This is a genomic window from Micrococcus sp. ACRRV (assembly GCF_022346985.1).
GTDB lineage: Bacteria > Actinomycetota > Actinomycetes > Actinomycetales > Micrococcaceae > Micrococcus > Micrococcus porci.
In genome coordinates, this window is sequence record NZ_JAKRNH010000003.1 from 36,711 (window position 1) to 52,165 (window position 15,455).

General features: G+C 74.6%; 15 protein-coding genes and 4 tRNA genes. 7 read left to right on the top strand and 12 right to left on the bottom strand.

The genetic code is table 11. The features are described 5' to 3' along the window. Positions 1–5: 5 nt before the first annotated feature. The 7 genes from ribD to MHY29_RS00855 form a co-directional block, all read right to left on the bottom strand. The gene (gene ribD, locus MHY29_RS00825; RefSeq protein ID WP_224354965.1) at positions 6–1,121 is read right to left on the bottom strand and encodes a bifunctional diaminohydroxyphosphoribosylaminopyrimidine deaminase/5-amino-6-(5-phosphoribosylamino)uracil reductase RibD; all 1,116 of its coding nucleotides are present in this window, start codon (positions 1,119–1,121) and stop codon (positions 6–8) included. Further along, positions 1,118–1,825, bottom strand: a complete 708-nt coding sequence (gene pnuC, locus MHY29_RS00830; RefSeq protein WP_239237933.1) for a nicotinamide riboside transporter PnuC — start codon at positions 1,823–1,825, stop codon at positions 1,118–1,120. Before pnuC ends, ribD begins: the two co-directional genes overlap by 4 nt. Positions 1,826–2,058: 233 nt before the next feature. Further along, entirely contained in the window at positions 2,059–2,742 is a 684-nt protein-coding gene (gene rpe, locus MHY29_RS00835) for a ribulose-phosphate 3-epimerase (RefSeq protein ID WP_224354967.1), read from the bottom strand. 49 nt (positions 2,743–2,791) lie between these two features. After that, entirely contained in the window at positions 2,792–4,444 is a 1,653-nt protein-coding gene (locus MHY29_RS00840) for an RsmB/NOP family class I SAM-dependent RNA methyltransferase (RefSeq protein WP_239237934.1), read from the bottom strand. After that, the gene (locus MHY29_RS00845) at positions 4,441–5,526 is read right to left on the bottom strand and encodes a methionyl-tRNA formyltransferase (RefSeq protein WP_239237941.1); all 1,086 of its coding nucleotides are present in this window, start codon (positions 5,524–5,526) and stop codon (positions 4,441–4,443) included. Before MHY29_RS00845 ends, MHY29_RS00840 begins: the two co-directional genes overlap by 4 nt. Positions 5,527–5,579: 53 nt before the next feature. Next, positions 5,580–6,182 (bottom strand): peptide deformylase, encoded by a 603-nt coding sequence (def, locus tag MHY29_RS00850; protein WP_239237935.1) that lies wholly within the window; start codon positions 6,180–6,182, stop codon positions 5,580–5,582. After that, entirely contained in the window at positions 6,179–7,135 is a 957-nt protein-coding gene (locus MHY29_RS00855; protein WP_224354970.1) for a cytochrome, read from the bottom strand. Before MHY29_RS00855 ends, def begins: the two co-directional genes overlap by 4 nt. A 142-nt stretch (positions 7,136–7,277) precedes the next feature. Here MHY29_RS00855 and MHY29_RS00860 point away from each other — a divergent pair. From MHY29_RS00860 to MHY29_RS00875, 4 genes are all read left to right on the top strand, one after another. After that, positions 7,278–7,351: transfer RNA gene (locus tag MHY29_RS00860), tRNA-Gly, on the top strand. 18 nt (positions 7,352–7,369) lie between these two features. After that, a tRNA-Cys gene (locus MHY29_RS00865) sits at positions 7,370–7,440 on the top strand. 60 nt (positions 7,441–7,500) lie between these two features. Beyond that, positions 7,501–7,572, top strand: a tRNA-Val gene (locus MHY29_RS00870). Between the two features lie 28 nt (positions 7,573–7,600). Further along, positions 7,601–7,677, top strand: a tRNA-Gly gene (locus MHY29_RS00875). Positions 7,678–7,833: 156 nt separating this feature from the next. Here the strand turns inward: MHY29_RS00875 and zapE are convergent. After that, complete coding sequence (gene zapE, locus MHY29_RS00880; protein ID WP_224354971.1) at positions 7,834–8,901, bottom strand: cell division protein ZapE; 1,068 nt, start codon at positions 8,899–8,901, stop codon at positions 7,834–7,836. 213 nt (positions 8,902–9,114) lie between these two features. Here zapE and MHY29_RS00885 point away from each other — a divergent pair, with 213 nt between their 5' ends. The 3 genes from MHY29_RS00885 to ybaK all read left to right on the top strand — a co-directional run bounded on the left by MHY29_RS00885 (position 9,115) and on the right by ybaK (position 11,100). After that, positions 9,115–10,011: a sulfurtransferase gene (locus tag MHY29_RS00885; protein ID WP_224354972.1), complete on the top strand. Its 897-nt coding sequence runs from the start codon at positions 9,115–9,117 to the stop codon at positions 10,009–10,011. Positions 10,012–10,121: 110 nt separating this feature from the next. Then, the gene (locus MHY29_RS00890) at positions 10,122–10,580 is read left to right on the top strand and encodes a SufE family protein (protein ID WP_224354973.1); all 459 of its coding nucleotides are present in this window, start codon (positions 10,122–10,124) and stop codon (positions 10,578–10,580) included. 4 nt (positions 10,581–10,584) lie between these two features. After that, positions 10,585–11,100 (top strand): Cys-tRNA(Pro) deacylase, encoded by a 516-nt coding sequence (ybaK, locus tag MHY29_RS00895; RefSeq protein ID WP_239237936.1) that lies wholly within the window; start codon positions 10,585–10,587, stop codon positions 11,098–11,100. A 9-nt stretch (positions 11,101–11,109) separates the two neighbouring features. Here the strand turns inward: ybaK and pgsA are convergent, their stop codons facing one another. The 4 genes from pgsA to MHY29_RS00915 all read right to left on the bottom strand — a co-directional run. Beyond that, entirely contained in the window at positions 11,110–11,718 is a 609-nt protein-coding gene (pgsA, locus tag MHY29_RS00900) for a phosphatidylinositol phosphate synthase (protein ID WP_224354975.1), read from the bottom strand. Continuing rightward, positions 11,718–12,317 (bottom strand): HIT domain-containing protein, encoded by a 600-nt coding sequence (locus MHY29_RS00905; protein WP_239237942.1) that lies wholly within the window; start codon positions 12,315–12,317, stop codon positions 11,718–11,720. Before MHY29_RS00905 ends, pgsA begins: the two co-directional genes overlap by 1 nt. A gap of 95 nt (positions 12,318–12,412) precedes the next feature. Beyond that, on the bottom strand, positions 12,413–14,431 hold the full coding sequence (gene thrS, locus MHY29_RS00910) for a threonine--tRNA ligase (protein WP_239237937.1): 2,019 nt from the start codon (positions 14,429–14,431) through the stop codon (positions 12,413–12,415). 122 nt (positions 14,432–14,553) lie between these two features. After that, positions 14,554–15,455, bottom strand: a 902-nt coding sequence (locus MHY29_RS00915; protein ID WP_239237938.1) for an OB-fold nucleic acid binding domain-containing protein, incomplete at its 5' end; no start/stop codon positions are given.

The window sequence follows — 15,455 nt, forward strand, 5'->3', positions numbered from 1 at the left end:
CGGCGTCAGTCGGCGGGGTCGGTGACGGGCGCGAGGTGGGTGAGGACGTCGTCGCCGAGGGCGCGCACGGGTCCGTCCTCGGCGGGGTCGGGCGCCCACCGGTGGCCCGCGGCGAGGGTGGGGACGTCCAGGCCGGCGACGCCGGGCAGTCCGTCCCCGAGCAGCACCGGTGCGGTGTAGGCGAACACCTCGTCCACGAGGCCGGCGGCCAGCCAGGCCCCGAGGACGTGGGGGCCGCCCTCGATCAGCACGTGGCCGGGGCGCGAGCCGCCGTGCGGCCACGGGCCGGGGCGGGAGGCCAGCGCCGCGAGCACGGCGCGGGGGTCGTGGGAGCGCACGTGGATCAGGTCGGCGCGGGCGGCCAGGGCTGCGCCGGCGGGGAGGTCGCGCTCCCCCATGACCACGGGCACAGGCTGGACGGGCAGCTGCTCCCCGGCGGCGTCCCGGGCGGTGAGGCGCGGGTCGTCGGCGGCCACGGTGCCGGTGCCGCAGACGACCGCGTCCACGCGGGCCCGCACCGCGTGGGCGTGGGCTCGGGAGGCGGGGCCGGTGATCCACCGGCTGGTGCCGTCCGCGGCGGCGGCCCTCCCGTCGAGGGACTGGGCCAGGTGCACGGTGATCCACGGGCGGCCGGCGTCGCGCACGCGCCGCCAGCGGGCGGTGAGGGCGGCCGAGGCGGCGTGCCCGGTGGGGCCCTCGACGCGCAGCCCGGCGCGCGTGAGGCGGGCAGCTCCCCCGCCCGCGGTGCCGGTGGCGTCGGCGACCGCGTAGCGGACGGCCCCCAGGCCGGCGTCGAGGATGGCGCCGGCGCAGGGCCCGGTGGAGCCGGTGTGGTCGCACGGCTCGAGGGTGACGTGGATGGTGCAGGCGGCCGGGTCGACGTGGAGGGACGGATCCGCGGCGCGGGCGGCCGCCCAGCGGTTCAGGGCGTCGACCTCGGCGTGGGCGGTGCCGCGGCCGCGGTGGTGCCCGACAGCCAGGACGGCGCCGTCGGGGCCGGTGATCACGGCCCCGACCAGCGGGTTGGCGCCGCGCACGCCGGCGAGGGCGGCCGCCGCCGCGAGGTCGAGGGGCTCGGCGGGCCGGCCGGCGTCGTCGTGGCGGGCGGCAGGGGCACTCATCGGGCGGCCTCCTCGGGTGCGGGGCCGTCCGGCAGGAGGGTCTCGACGGCGGGCTTGTCCCGGTCCCGGGCACGCATCCACACGAAGAAGCCGGTCAGGGTGAACGCCCCGTAGAAGGCGTACATCACGGCGGACGCGTAGTACCCGGAGGACCACAGCAGGGGCACGCCGACGACGTCGACGGCCACCCAGATCAGCCAGAACTCCACCCAGCCGCGGGCCATGCCGTACGTGGCCAGCAGCGAGCCGACGAACGTCCAGGCGTCCGCCCACACCGGCTCCCACGAGCCGAGCGCGCGGAAGACCGGGGTGAGGGCCACGGTGCCCAGCACCAGGGCGACCGCCAGGAAGGCCCGGTTGCCCCAGCCGGCCCATTCCGGGGTGATGGCGGGCGCGTGGTCGGCCCGGCCGCGCTGAGCGTCCCGCCAGCGCTTCCAGCCGTAGACGGACACGGCGATGAACATGACCTGGCGGCCGGCCTGGCCGAGGAGCGTGGCGTGGGGGGCGTCGTTGAACAGGGAGGCCAGGAAGACGGTGAGGAGCAGCAGGTTGCCGAGGATGCCCACCGGCCACGCCCAGACCTTGCGGGCCATGCCGCCCAGGGCGGAGGCGAGCCCGAACACGTTGCCGACGACCTCGCGCATGAGCAGGCCGCCGCCGGCGACGGGGATGGTCCAGTTGAAGACGTCCACGAGCGACTGCATGCCGACCGGTTCCTCCTCGGATCAGGCTCCGAGGGGTGCGCTCCGGGACCCTGTCCGCGCCGACGGGCGCAGGAGGGCTCGGCCGCGTGCCTCTCCCATCCCGACTGTACGGTCGGCACCGGAATTCCACCGGTCAGGCCGCGGTCCGGGTCCCTCGGGCGAGGGGCGGACGCGCGGTTAGCGGGCTGTCACCGCCGGTGCGGACTTCCACCGCATCTCGGAGCACGTTGCTGTCAGCGAGTATGGCACGCGGGGGCGACGCCGGCAGCCAGATCGCGCAGACCGGCGATCGCGGCGCCGGGGTCGTCGGCGCCGAACACGGCGGAACCGGCCACGAACACGTCGGCGCCCGCCTCGGCGGCACGGAGGATCGTCTCCCGGTTCACGCCGCCGTCCACCTGGAGTCGCACCGGCACGGGGGCACCGTCGAGGGCCTGCCGCGCCCGGCGGATCTTGGGCAGCGTCACGTCCAGGAACGACTGCCCACCGAAGCCGGGCTCGACGGTCATGATCAGGAGCATGTCCAGCTCGGGCAGCAGGTCCAGGTACGGCTCGATCGGGGTGGCTGGTCGCACCGCCAGACCGGCCTGCGCCCCGGCGGCCCGCAGGGAGCGGGCCAGGACGATCGGCGCGCGGGCCGCCTCGGCGTGGAACGTCACGGACTCCGCCCCGGCGTCGGCGTAGGCGGGAGCCCAGCGGTCGGCGTCCTCGATCATCAGGTGGATGTCCAAGGGCAGGTCCGTCGCCGCCCGGATGGCCTCCACCACGGGGAGCCCCAGGGTCAGGTTCGGCACGAAGTGACCGTCCATGACGTCCACGTGGACGGCGTCCGAGCCGGGGATGCGGGCCAGCTCGTCGGCGAGGCGGGCGAAGTCCGCCGAGAGGATCGAGGGGTGGATGCAGGGGTGGGCGCTCACGGTGCTCCTCGGGGCGGTCGGTGGCTGCAGGTGTGTTCGGACAGGCCGCTCAGGCGACGGGCGCACGGAACAGGGCCAGGAACATCGCGTCCGTGCCGTGCCGGTGGGGCCACAGCTGCGCGGTGCGGGCGAGGACCGGGTCCGCGTCCTCCGGCGCGGCGAGGCCGAGGTCGGCGAGGGCCACGTCCTGCAGGGCCGCCGGGGCGTCGAGCTGCTCGAGCACCGGGTGCCGCCGCAGCAGGTCCTGCACCTGCACCAGCGTCTCGGCCACGTGCGGCGAGCAGGTGACGTAGGCCAGCACGCCGCCGGGGGCGAGCACGCCGACGGCCGCGTCCAGCAGCTCGGCCTGCAGGCCGGTCAGCTCGGCGAGGTCGGCCGGGGTGCGCCGCCACCGTGACTCGGGGCGACGCCGCAGCGCGCCCAGTCCGGTGCAGGGGGCGTCGACGAGGATCCGGTCGAAGCCGCCGGCGGGGGCGTCCTCCGCGATGGTCCGCCCGTCACCGGTACGCACCTCCCACGCGGACGCGGGCACGCCTGCCAGCGCGGACCGGACGAGGTCCGCGCGGTGCGGGGCGACCTCGTTGGCCAGGACCGTGGCCCCGCGCTCGGAGGCCAGGGCGGCGAGCAGGGCGGCCTTGCCGCCGGGCCCGGCGCAGAGGTCCAGCCAGCGCTCGGCCTTCCGGCCGCCGGCGTCGCGGCCGGACGCGGCGGGCACCGCGGCCAGGGCCCGCGCGGTGAGCTGGGACCCGGCGTCCTGGACGCGCAGCACGCCCTCCCGGACGCCGGGGAGGCGGCCGGCGTCGCCGCCGGCGTGCAGGGCCGCGTCCGGGGTCAGGGGGTGGGGCTCGGCGCCGTCCCCCAGCGCGGAGGCGAGGGCCTCGCGGCCGCCGGGCACGGGGAGCCCGACGAGGTTCACGACCGGGGCCGCGTTGTCTGCGGCGAGCAGCGCCTCCAGCTCGGCGTCGCGGTCCTCCACGTCCGCAGTGCCGGGGTGGCCGGCGAGGGCCTGGCGGAGGGCGCGGACGATCCATGCCGGATGGGAGTGGCGCACCGCGCGGGCGGTGTCGCCGCCGTCGGCCGGCGCGACCTCCGCGAGCCAGTCCTCGCGGGGCCGCTCGGAGACGCGGCGCAGCACGGCGTTGACGAATCCCGCGGGTCCGGCGCCGACCTCCGCGCGCACGAGGGCGACCGTCGCGTCGAGGGCGGCGTGTGCGGGCACACGCATGCCCAGCAGCTGGTGGGCGCCCAGGCGCAGCGCGTCCAGGACCGGGGCGTCGAGCGCGTCGAGCGCGCGGTCCACGCAGCGGGCCAGGACGGCGTCGTAGAGACCCTGCTCACGGAGCGTCCCGTAGGTCAGCTCCGTGGCGAACCCGGCGTCACGGCGGTCCAGGCGCCCCTGCCGGATGCGGGCGGGCAGCACGAGGTTCGCGTACGCGTCCTCGGCGTGGACCGCCCGCACCACCTCGAACGCGACCCGCCGGGCCGGGTCGGCCCGGCGGGCGCGTTCCTTCGGCGCCAGGGTCGTGCGATGGCGCCCCGTGCCGGAGGCGCCGCGGTTCCGCTGCCGGCCCTGGGCATCGCGGCGGTCCTGCCCGCCAGCACCCTGCCGGCCGCCGGGGCCCTGCCGTCCCTCGGCACCGCCTCGTCCCCGGCCGCCCTGACCGGCACCGCGTCCGGTCGATCCGCCCTGTCCAGCGCTCATGCGCCCTCCCCTGCCTGCGCGGCGCGTGCCGCGGCCTGCTGCGCGGCCCTGCGGGCCGCCTCCGCGTCCAGTGCCGCCTGGTGGGCGGCGAGCTCGTCCCCGGCCAGCAACCGCACCGGCGCGGTGAGGCCCCGGGCCCAGTCGGCGGCGGACATGGGCTTCTTGCCCGCCGGCTGCACCTGGTCCAGGCGGACAGCGCCGCCGGCGGTGCGCAGCCACGCCGTCCCGCCCGCGGCGACGATCGCCCCGGGGGCGGCCGCCTCGGCGGCCTCGGGCCAGCCGTCCTCCCCGGGGTGCGTCGGGACCACGCCGCCCAGCTTGAGCCGCGCGGGGGCGGCGTCCGCCTCCCCGGCCGGCACGAGCCAGCCCCACGCCCCTGGCTCGGGGGTGGTGCCGTTGATCCGGGCGGCGACCTCGCGCGTCCCCGCCGCGGCGTCCACCAGGCCGTCGGCGGCGGTGAGCTTGGGGGCGTGGGTGGGCTCACCGGTCTGCGGCACGGACCGGGCCTCGCCGGCCGCGAGGGCGTCGAGCACCTCGAGCACGAGCGGCCCGCCGTCCTCGGCGAGCGCGGCGAGGAGGTCACCGGCGGTGCCCTCGGGGGCGACGTCCCGGCCGATCCGCGCGAACACGGGACCGGTGTCCAGGCCCTCCTCGAGCTGGAACACGTCCGCGCCGGTGCGCTCGACCCCGTCCATGAGGGCGCGCTGCACGGGAGCGGCCCCGCGGTAGGCCGGCAGGTGGGAGAAGTGCAGGTTCAGCCACCCGTGCGCCGGGATGGTCAGCGCCTCCGCGGGCACAAGGGCCCCGTAGGCGACGACGACCGCCACGTCCGCCTCGAGCGCGCGGATGGCCTCGAGCACCTCCGCCGCCTCCGGGCCGCGCAGCCGGTCGGCCTTGAGGACGGGCACGTCGGGCGCGGACTCGGCGGCGGCCCGGGCCACGGCCGACGGGGTGAGCACGCGCTTGCGGCCGACGGGGGCGTCGGTGCGGGTGAGCACGCCGGCGACCTCGTGGGCTGAGCCCACCAGCGCGCGGAGGACGGGCACGGCAGCCTCGGGCGTGCCGGCGAACAGGACGCGCAGCGATCGTGCCGGCGCGCTGCCGGCGTCGGGGCTGAGGGCGGTCTCGGGGATGCTCACTGTGCTCCTCGGCGGGGGGTCGTGCGGGCGGCGGAGGGGGACACCGACGGTCGGGCGCCGAAGACCGAGCCGGCCAGGGCGTCCCGGCGGGCGCGGATGCGCTCCGCCTCCGGATCGGGGGCGTCGGCGCGCAGGCGGCGCCGGGCCTCGCGGCGGTCGTCCCCGTCCAGGCGGTCCACATAGAGGATCCCGTCCAGATGGTCGGTCTCGTGCTGGAGGCAGCGGGCCAGCAGGCCCTCGCCGCGGTGCTCCACCGGATTCCCGCCCACGTCGACGCCGCGGACCACCGCGCGCTCGGCGCGGGCCGGGTGGTAGCGCAGCCCGGGGACGGACAGGCAGCCCTCGCCGGGCTCGCGGACGGGACTGCCGAACGTCTCCAGGACGGGGTTGAGCACGTGGCCGGACGCGCCGGCGCAGTCGAACACGAACACGCGCAGGCCCACGCCGACCTGGGGCGCGGCCAGGCCCACGCCGCCCACGGCGTGCATGGTCTCCACCATGTCCTCCACGAGGGCCCGCACGTCCTGCCCGGCGGCGACGGGCGCGGCGGGGGTGCGCAGGACGGGGTCGGGCACGGTACGCAGGGTCAGGACGGTCACGGTTGAAGCCTATCGGCGGGGGCGGACGTCCCCGGGTCGTGCGCCACGGCCGGCGGTGCCCCGAAGGCGGCCGCGCGGGCGGCGCTCAGGCCGCCGGCCGCTCCCGGGACGGACACGGGGGGCGGGCCGATCACACGGAGGGCGGGTCCGGCGTCGTCCACGGCGAGGGCGTGCTTCCACACCTGCCGCAGGGCCCAGAACTTGTGCCAGTGGCGGGGCAGCGCGGCGTTGTTGGCCTGGTGGACCGCCACCTCCGTCTCCCCCAGCGCGACGCCGAGCAGCATCTCCGCCCCGCCGTGCGCCCAGGGCTCCCACGTGCCGGCCTCCGCGTCCACGAGCGACTCCTCCGCCTTGAGCCCGGCGGTGAGCTGCATGACCACCTTCGGGTCCAGGGCCTTCACGCGGCCGTCGCGCCCGGTGCCCTTGGTCTTGTAGTCGATGAGGCAGAGGCGCCCGCCGATCCGCGCCACGAGGTCCAGGGTCCCGGCGTAGCCCACGGAGTGGTTCCAGACGGTGATCTCGGCGGCCACGGGCTGGACGTCGTAGAGGTCCCACCACTCGTCGAAGCGGTCGGCGTAGGCGCCCTCGCCGTGACGCTGCAGCTCCTCGCGGGACGCGGCCATGGTGTGGGGCCGCCCCAGGGCACGCAGGGCCACCTGCTCGGCGTAGTCGTGGACGCGGTCCCCGCGCTCGGCGGCGGCATCGCGGTAGCGGGCGGCGGCGTCGGCGGACTGCTTGGCCACCTGCCGCAGGCGCGCGGGCGAGCCCAGCGACTCCCCCAGGCGAGGGTCCTGGGCGACGGCGTTGGCCGCCATCCACCCCACCCAGCCGTCCAGGTCGGTCCTCTCCATGCCGATCACGGTGGTGATCGAGGGGACCTCCGGCAGCCCGGAGAGGGAGCGCGCGTACATGCGTCCCTGGGGCGTCTGGTGGGCGAGGCGAGGCTGCGTCATGGTGCTCCATTCTGGCCGAACGACCGGACACGACACGCTCCCCCGATCCTCGATTTGGCATCCGCCGCGAAGATGGTCTAGAGTTCTTTCTCGTTGGAAATCGCGGAGAACGGTTCTGAACCGGTGCTGCGAAGCCCATCATGCGGATGTAGCTCAGTTGGCTAGAGCGCCACCTTGCCAAGGTGGAGGTCGCGAGTTCGAATCTCGTCATCCGCTCGCAAGTCCCCCATCCCTGGTCGGGTGGCCGAGAGGCGAGGCAGCGGCCTGCAAAGCCGTATACGCGGGTTCGAATCCCGTCCCGACCTCGCAGGCCCTTCCGATGAGGAACGGCGGCAAGCTTGCCGAAGCCCCCGGGCTGAGGTCGAGCGCGATTGGCGCAGCGGTAGCGCGCTTCCCTGACACGGAAGAGGTCACTGGTTCGAACCCAGTATCGCGCACGGATGAGATCCGTGAGGATCGCACCACGCGGATGTAGCTCAGTTGGCTAGAGCGCCACCTTGCCAAGGTGGAGGTCGCGAGTTCGAATCTCGTCATCCGCTCCATGGGAAGGGCCCCTCCGTTCGGAGGGGCCCTTCGCGCATCCCCCGATGCAGGGCACCGCCCGCCCCCTCCCCCACGGACGACGACGGCGACGCACCCCCGGAAGGGTGCGTCGCCGTCGTCGGGGGGATCCTGAGGACCTCAGCGGACGCCGGAGGTCACTTCTCCACGGTCTCGCCCGTCTGGCCCTCGCGGACCAGCGCGGTCATGCGGGACACCGTGCGGAAGTACTTCTTCATGTAGCCGCCGTGCATCATCTCGGACGTGAAGAGCTGGTCGAACGGCACGCCGGAGGCCACCACGGGCACGTCCTTGTCGTAGAGCCGGTCGGCGAACACCACGAAGCGCAGCGCCGTGGCCTGCTCCGTGATGGTCTGCACGTCGTGGAACGCCGCCACGTCCACGTCTTTGACGAGCTCGCGGTAGCGGGAGGGGTGCACGCGGGAGAGCATCGCGGTGAGCGCGGCGAAGTCGTCCACGGAGACGACGTCGGCGTGCGGGAAGTTCGCCTGCGCCGTGGACTCCACGGCGTCGTCGGCCAGGGGCTCGGGGGCGGCGGACAGGCCGCGGTGGCGGTAGTCCTCACCGTCCACACGGATGACCTCGAACTGGTCCGCGAGGACCTGGATCTCCCGCTTGAAGTCCTGCGCCGCGAAGCGCCCCTCGCCCAGCGAGCCCGGCAGCGTGTTGGACGTGGCCACCAGGCGGACGCCGGCGTCGGCCAGCTCACGCATCAGGCGGGACATGAGGACGGTGTCACCCGGGTCGTCCAGCTCGAACTCGTCGATGCACACCAGGGTGTAGCCCTTGAGCACGTCCACGGCCTGGCGGAAGGACAGCGCGCCCACCAGGTTCGTGTACTCGACGAAGGTGCCGAACGCCTTGGGTCCCGGGGCCGCGTGCCAGGTGGAGGCCAGGAGGTGGGTCTTGCCGACGCCGAAGCCGCCGTCGAGGTAGATGCCCGCGGGCTCCGGCCCGCGCTTCCTCCCTCCGCCGAACAGGCCGCCGAGGAAGCCGCCCCCGCCGGAGCCCCCGCGGGGGCCTCCGAGGCTCGCCGCGAACCTGCGCAGCCGCTCCACGGCCTGCGCCTGGGAGGGGTGCGCCGGATCCGGGATGTAGGAGTCGAACGAGACCTCCCCGAAGCGGTACGACGGGTGGAGGCCCGCGAGGAGCTGGTCCGCGGAGACCTGCGGCGAGCGGTCTGCGAGGTGGACGGTCTGGGGCACGGGCGCTCCCTCTCTCGTGACGGCGGCGTGGTCCCGCCATGCTACCGGCCGGGCCACATGACCTCCCGTGTCGCCGGACCGCCCGCCTGCGCCTATTACGTCGCATGGGTGTGGCGTAATCTGACGGTCGAGAGCACACGGCGCGCGGCGTCGTCGTGCCGAGAACGCCCAGGGGCCCGGACGGGCCCGTCCCGATGTGAAGGCAGGAACGCCATGACCGAAACCCCCGCCGAGTTCGCCGAGTACGCCCACCCCGAGAAGCTCGTCTCCACCCAGTGGGTGGCGGACCACATCGACGACGAGGGCGTGGTGGTCCTCGAGTCGAACGAGGACACCCTCCTCTACTCCACCGGCCACATCCCCGGCGCCGTGAAGATCGACTGGCACACCGAGCTCAACGACCCGGTCTCCCGCGACTTCGTGGGCCCCGAGGCGTTCGCCGAGCTCGTGGCGTCCAAGGGCATCGGCCCGGACACCACCGTGGTGTTCTACGGCGACAAGTCCAACTGGTGGGCCGCCTACGCCCTCTGGGTGTTCACCCTCTACGGCCACCGCGACGTGCGCCTCATGAACGGCGGCCGCGACAAGTGGATCGCCGAGGGGCGCCCCACCACCCGCGAGGTCCCCGAGGTCACCCCCGCGCCCTCCTACCCCGTGTCCCAGCGCGACGACGCGACCGACCGCGCCGCCCGCGAGGACGTGCTCGCCGCGATCGGCTCCACCCCCCTGGTGGACGTCCGCTCCCCCAAGGAGTACACCGGCGAGACCACGCACATGGACGGCTACCCCCAGGAGGGCACCCTGCGCGGCGGCCACATCCCGACCGCCGCCTCCGTGCCGTGGGCCAAGGCCGCCAACGAGGACGGCACCTTCAAGTCCCGCGCCGAGCTGGAGGAGATCTACAAGGAGGGCGCCGGCCTCGGCGAGTCCGACTCCGTGATCGCCTACTGCCGGATCGGTGAGCGCTCCTCGCACACTTGGTTCGTGCTCAAGCAGCTGCTCGGCTACGAGAACGTGCGCAACTACGACGGCTCCTGGACCGAGTGGGGCAACGGCGTGCGCCTGCCCATCGCACTCGGCGACGAGCCGGGCGAGGCCCCCGCCCGCTGAGCCGGCGGAGACCGTCCGGGCCGCCGCCGGGCCGGCCCCGGCCCCGTCCTCGACGGCGCCCGTCCCCTCTCCCGGGGCGGGCGCCGTCGTCGTCGGTAGACTCGGGGACCATGACCGACACCGCCGTGCCCGCGAACCTTGCTGAGATCGTCGACGACTTCGCCGGGGTGCCCGACCCGCAGAAGCTGGAGCTGCTCCTGGAGTTCTCCGACGAGCTGCCCGCCCTGCCCGAGCGCTACGCCGGGCATGAGGACGAGATGGAGCAGGTCGTGGAGTGCCAGTCCCCGCTGTTCCTCGCCGTGGAGCTGGAGGACGGGGCCACCGGCGACGACGCCGTGGTCCGCCTGTTCATCTCCTCCCCGCCCGAGGCCCCCACCACGCGCGGCTTCGCCTCCGTGCTCACCCAGGGCCTGGACGGATGCACCGCCCGGCAGGTCCTCGCCGTCCCCGAGGACATCCCCTCCCGCCTGGGCCTGCAGAAGGCCCTGACCCCGCTGCGCCTGCGGGGGATGTCCGCGATGCTCGGCCGCATCAAGCGCAACGTGCGCGAGCAGGCCGGGATCGCCTGAGCCGATGGGCCGGAGGAAGGCCGCCGACGCCGCCCACGGGGCCGCGACCCCCGCGATCCGGGCCCTCGTGGATGCGGGCGTGCCGCACCGGGTGCTGTCCTTCGACGTCCACCTCGACGCCGCCGGCGAGCGGTTCGGCGTGCAGGCCGCCAAGGCGCTGGGCGTGCCGCCCGAGCGGACGTTCAAGACGCTGATGGTCGCGCTGCCGGACGGCTCGCTCGCGGCGTGCTGCGTTCCCGTGTCCGGGCAGCTGGACCTGCGCGCCGCGGCCACGGCGCTGGGCGTGAAGAAGGTCGCCATGGCCGACCTGGCGGTCGCCGAGCGGCGCACCGGGTACGTGCGCGGCGGGATCTCCCCGCTGGGGCAGCGCCAGCGGCATCCCGTGGTCGTGGACTCCTCCGCCCTCGACGGCGACGTCCTCTACGTCTCCGCCGGGCAGCGCGGCCGCGACCTCGAACTCGCCCCCGCCGACCTCGTGGCGGTGACCGATGCCGTGGTGGCGCCGATCGCCGCGCGCTGAAGCGTGCGCTCAGGCGGTGCGGGACTGGCGGCGCACGCCGGCGACGCGCTGGGCCACGGTGATCAGGGAGGCCAGCGCGAGCAGGCCGAGGACGGCCGTGAGCACGGCGGACGGCAGGCCGAGGCCTGTGAGCCCGGCGAAGACGAGGGTGACGATGAGGCGCTCGGCCCGCTCGGCGATGCCGCCGGCGGCCGTGAAGCCGAGGGACTCGGCCTTGGCGCGCGCATAGGAGACGAGCATCCCGAGCGCCAGGCAGACCCCGGCCAGGACGCCGACGGCCGGGTGCGCCCCGACGCCGAACCCCCACCAGGACAGCGCGAGGAAGATCGCGGCGTCCTGGACGCGGTCCAGGGTGGAGTCCAGGAACGAGCCCCAGGGGCCCGTCGTCCCGGCCTCCCGCGCCATGACCCCGTCCAGCACGTCGGAGAACACGAACAGCGTGATGACGATCGTGCCCCAGAAGAGGTGGCCGGCCGGGTAGAGCAGCAGCGCCGCGGCGCTGACGCCCACCGTGCCCGCCACCGTCACCGCGTCCGGGGTGACCCCGGCCCGCAGCAGGCGACGGGCCAGCGGCGTGAACAGGGCGGTGGTGGTCCCCCGCGCGCGGCGGTCCAGCATCAGGCGTCCGCCCGGGGGGCCTGCGCCGCGGCGGCCGCGTTGCGGGCGCGGCGCTCCGCGTGCTCGGCCAGGGCCTGCGGCCACACGTCCGCGAGGATCTCGCGGGTCTGGCCCAGGGTCTGGGACATGTTCTTCGTCTGGGCGATGATCGGCAGGAAGTTCCCGTCGCCGGTCCAGCGGGGCACGACGTGCTGGTGCAGGTGCGCGGCGATCCCGGCCCCGCCGGCCACGCCCTGGTTCATGCCCAGGTTGTAGCCCTTCGGGCGGGTGGCCAGCTCGAAGGCGATCATGGCGGTCTGCGCCAGGTCGGCCAGCTCCGCGGTCTCCTCCGCCGTGGCGTCCGTGTACATGGGGATGTGCCGATACGGGCAGATCAGCAGGTGGCCCGGGTTGTACGGGAACAGGTTGAGGATCACGAAGCACGTGGCGCCGCGGTGCACGATCAGCGCGGACTCGTCGTCCCGGCCGGGTGCGGCGCAGAACGGGCACGTGTCCTCGTCCTTCACCTGCTCCGGGCCCTTCTGGATGTAGGCCAGCCGGTGCGGGTTCCAGAGCCGGTCGAACGCGTCCGGCGTGCCCGGCAGCTCGAAGCCGTCCAGTGCCGCCGCGTCCGCCGCGGGGTCACCGTAGGGGCGCTCCCCGGCGGGGGCGCCGTCCGCGGAGACCTCCGCGGCGTCGTCGTGCGGGGTGGTGGTCACGGGGTGACCTCGCGCTCGCGCACCGCCTTCACGATGCGGGCGACGGCCTCGTCCACGGGCACGCCGTTGTCCTGCGAGCCGTCCCGGTAGCGGAAGGACACGGCGCCGGCCTCGGCGTCCTCGCCGCCGGCGATGAGCACGAACGGCACCTTCTCCTTGGAGGCGGTGCGGATCTTCTTCGGGAAGCGGTCCGAGGAGTCGTCCAGGCGCACCCGGATCCCCTCGGCCTTCAGCGTCGCGACGACATCGGCCAGGTAGTCGTTGAACGCCTCGGCCACCGGGATCGCGACGACCTGCTCGGGCGCCAGCCACGCGGGGAACGCGCCCGCGTAGTGCTCGGTGAGCACGCCCAGGAAGCGCTCGATGGAGCCGAACAGGGCACGGTGGATCATCACCGGGCGCTGCCGGCTGCCGTCGGCGGCCTGGTACTCGAGGTCGAAGCGCTCGGGCAGGTTGAAGTCCAGCTGGATGGTGGACATCTGCCAGGTGCGGCCGATCGCGTCGCGGGCCTGCACGGAGATCTTGGGTCCGTAGAACGCGGCGCCCGCCGGATCCGGGACCAGCTCCAGGCCGGAGGCCTCGGCGACCTCGGCGAGGGTGCGGGTGGCCTCCTCCCAGATCTCGTCCGAGCCCACGAACTTCTCCGGGTCCTTGGTGGACAGCTCCAGGTAGAAGTCGTCCAGCCCGTAGTCCTTCAGCAGGTCCAGGACGAAGTTCAGCGTGGTGGTGAGCTCGTCCTTCATCTGCTCGCGGGTGCAGTAGATGTGGGCGTCGTCCTGGGTCATGCCGCGCACGCGCGTCAGGCCGTGGACCACGCCGGACTTCTCGTACCGGTACACGGAGCCGAACTCGAACAGCCGCAGGGGCAGCTCGCGGTAGGAGCGGCCGCGGGAGCGGTAGATCAGGTTGTGCATCGGGCAGTTCATCGGCTTGAGGTAGTAGTTCTGCCCCTGCTTGGTGATCTGCCCGGTCTCCGGGTCCCGCACCTCGTCGATCTGCATGGGCGGGAACATGCCGTCCGCGTACCAGTCCAGGTGGCCGGAGACCTCGTAGAGGTGCTGCTTGGTGATGTGCGGGGTGTAGACGAACTCGTACCCGGCGGCGGCGTGGCGCTTGCGGGAGTAGTCCTCCATCTCCTTGCGGATGATGCCGCCGCGCGGGTGGAACACGGGCAGGCCGGAGCCCAGCTCGTCCGGGAAGGAGAACAGGTCCAGCTCGGCGCCGAGCTTGCGGTGGTCGCGGCGCTCGGCCTCGGCCAGGCGCTCCTGGTAGGCCTTGAGGTCCTCCTTGGTGGGCCAGGCCGTGCCGTAGATGCGCTGCAGCTGCTTGTTCTTCTCGTTGCCCAGCCAGTAGGCGGCCGCGGAGCGGGTCAGGGCGAAGCCGTTGCCGATCAGCTTGGTGGTGGGCAGGTGCGGGCCGCGGCAGAGGTCGCACCACACGGCGTCGCCGGACTTGCGGTCCACGTTGTCGTAGATCGTGATCTCGCCCGCGCCGACCTCGACGGTGGCGCCCTCGCCGGCGGCCTCGGCGTCGTTCTTCTTGCCGAGCAGCTCCAGCTTGTAGGGCTCGTCCGCCATCTCGGCGCGGGCCTCGTCCTCGGTGACCACGCGGCGGCGGAATGTCTGGCCGGACTTGACGATGCGCTGCATCATCTTCTCCAGCTGCTTGAGGTCCTCGGGGGTGAAGGGCTCGGCGACGTCGAAGTCGAAGTAGAAGCCGTCCGTGATGAACGGGCCGATGCCCAGCTTGGCGTCGGGGCGGAGCTCCTGCACGGCCTGGGCCATCACGTGGGCGGTGGAGTGGCGCAGCACGTTCAGGCCGTCCTGCTCGGTGATGTCCACGGACTCGACGGCCTCACCGCCGTGCAGCTCGCGGGAGAGGTCCCAGAGCTGGCCATCCACGCGCATGACCACCGCGGTGGGCTGGTCCTTGAACAGCTCGGCGCCGGTGATCGCGTGGGTCACCTCCCGCATCTCACCGTCGACGGTCAGCAGGATGGGGTTCGACTCGCTCACGAGGTCTCCTTCTCGGGGTCAGGCTTCATGGCCGATGGCGTACGGGGGCCACCGCCAGCCGCGGACCATTCTAGGCGCGCCGCGGCCGGCGGGGTCCCGGGGCGGGTCGGGGCCCGGGAGGGTCAGGACTCGGGCGTGGGCAGCAGCTCCCACGTCTCCGGGTGCGGCACGGGGATCGGCCGGGACGAGGGCGCCGGGGCGGGGCGCTCCACCGCGGCGCGTTCCCGGCCCACGGCGACGTCGGCCCGGACCTTCACCGGCCAGCCCCCCGTGGAGTGGTGGGGGATGTCCGGCACCGCCCCGACCGGCGTCTCCCCCCGCCGGCGGGCGGCGGCGGCCCTGCGGTCCGCGGCGAGCCAGGCCCGCCACTGCTCGCGTGTGGCGTCCAGGTAGTCCGGGTCCGGCAGGCGCTCCGGGCGGTGCAGGTCCCAGGCCCGCACACCCTGGACGGACACCGCCCGCGCCCCGGTGCGCCGGACGGTGCCCTCGATCAGCAGCAGCCGGGCGGAGAAGAGCATCTCCCCCGAGGCGTGCTGGGCCTCGGTGAAGAAGGACGCATCCACGCAACCGGTGCCGTCGTCCACGGAGACGAACACCACGCGCTTGCCCGAGCGCATCGGCGGGGTCTGCGTGGCCACCCGCACCCCGGCCACGAGCACCCGGGACTGGGAGCGCAGGGAGAGCAGGTCCTCCGCCCGGGTGACGCCGAGCGCGCCCAGGTAGGGGGCGTGGGAGTCCATCAGGTGCGCCGTGACGTCCAGGGCGGTGAGGTCCAGCTCCGTGCGCACCGCCGCGTCCCGGCTGGGTTCCGGGAACAGCGGCGTCAGGGCGGTGAGCTCCGTGTCCGGCACGTCCAGGGCGAGCTGGCCGTCCACCTGGCGGGGGCGGGCGGTCCGCGAGCGCCGCGCGGTGCGGCCGGGGTCGGTGGAGCGGGTGGCGGAGTGCTGGAGCTCGAGGTGGTGGACGAGGTCGGTGCGGGAGGCTCCGCCGGCGGGGAGGAGGGAGTCGAGGGCGCCGAGCTGGG

Coding starts and splice junctions, on each gene's coding strand:
- pnuC (WP_239237933.1), bottom strand. CDS start 1,825: ATGCAGTCGCTCGTGGACGTCTTCAACTGGACCATCCCCGTCGCCGGC.
- MHY29_RS00890 (WP_224354973.1), top strand. CDS start 10,122: ATGACCGACACCGCCGTGCCCGCGAACCTTGCTGAGATCGTCGACGAC.
- pgsA (WP_224354975.1), bottom strand. CDS start 11,718: ATGCTGGACCGCCGCGCGCGGGGGACCACCACCGCCCTGTTCACGCCG.
- MHY29_RS00885 (WP_224354972.1), top strand. CDS start 9,115: ATGACCGAAACCCCCGCCGAGTTCGCCGAGTACGCCCACCCCGAGAAG.
- MHY29_RS00840 (WP_239237934.1), bottom strand. CDS start 4,444: ATGAGCGCTGGACAGGGCGGATCGACCGGACGCGGTGCCGGTCAGGGC.
- MHY29_RS00855 (WP_224354970.1), bottom strand. CDS start 7,135: ATGACGCAGCCTCGCCTCGCCCACCAGACGCCCCAGGGACGCATGTAC.
- ribD (WP_224354965.1), bottom strand. CDS start 1,121: ATGAGTGCCCCTGCCGCCCGCCACGACGACGCCGGCCGGCCCGCCGAG.
- ybaK (WP_239237936.1), top strand. CDS start 10,585: ATGGGCCGGAGGAAGGCCGCCGACGCCGCCCACGGGGCCGCGACCCCC.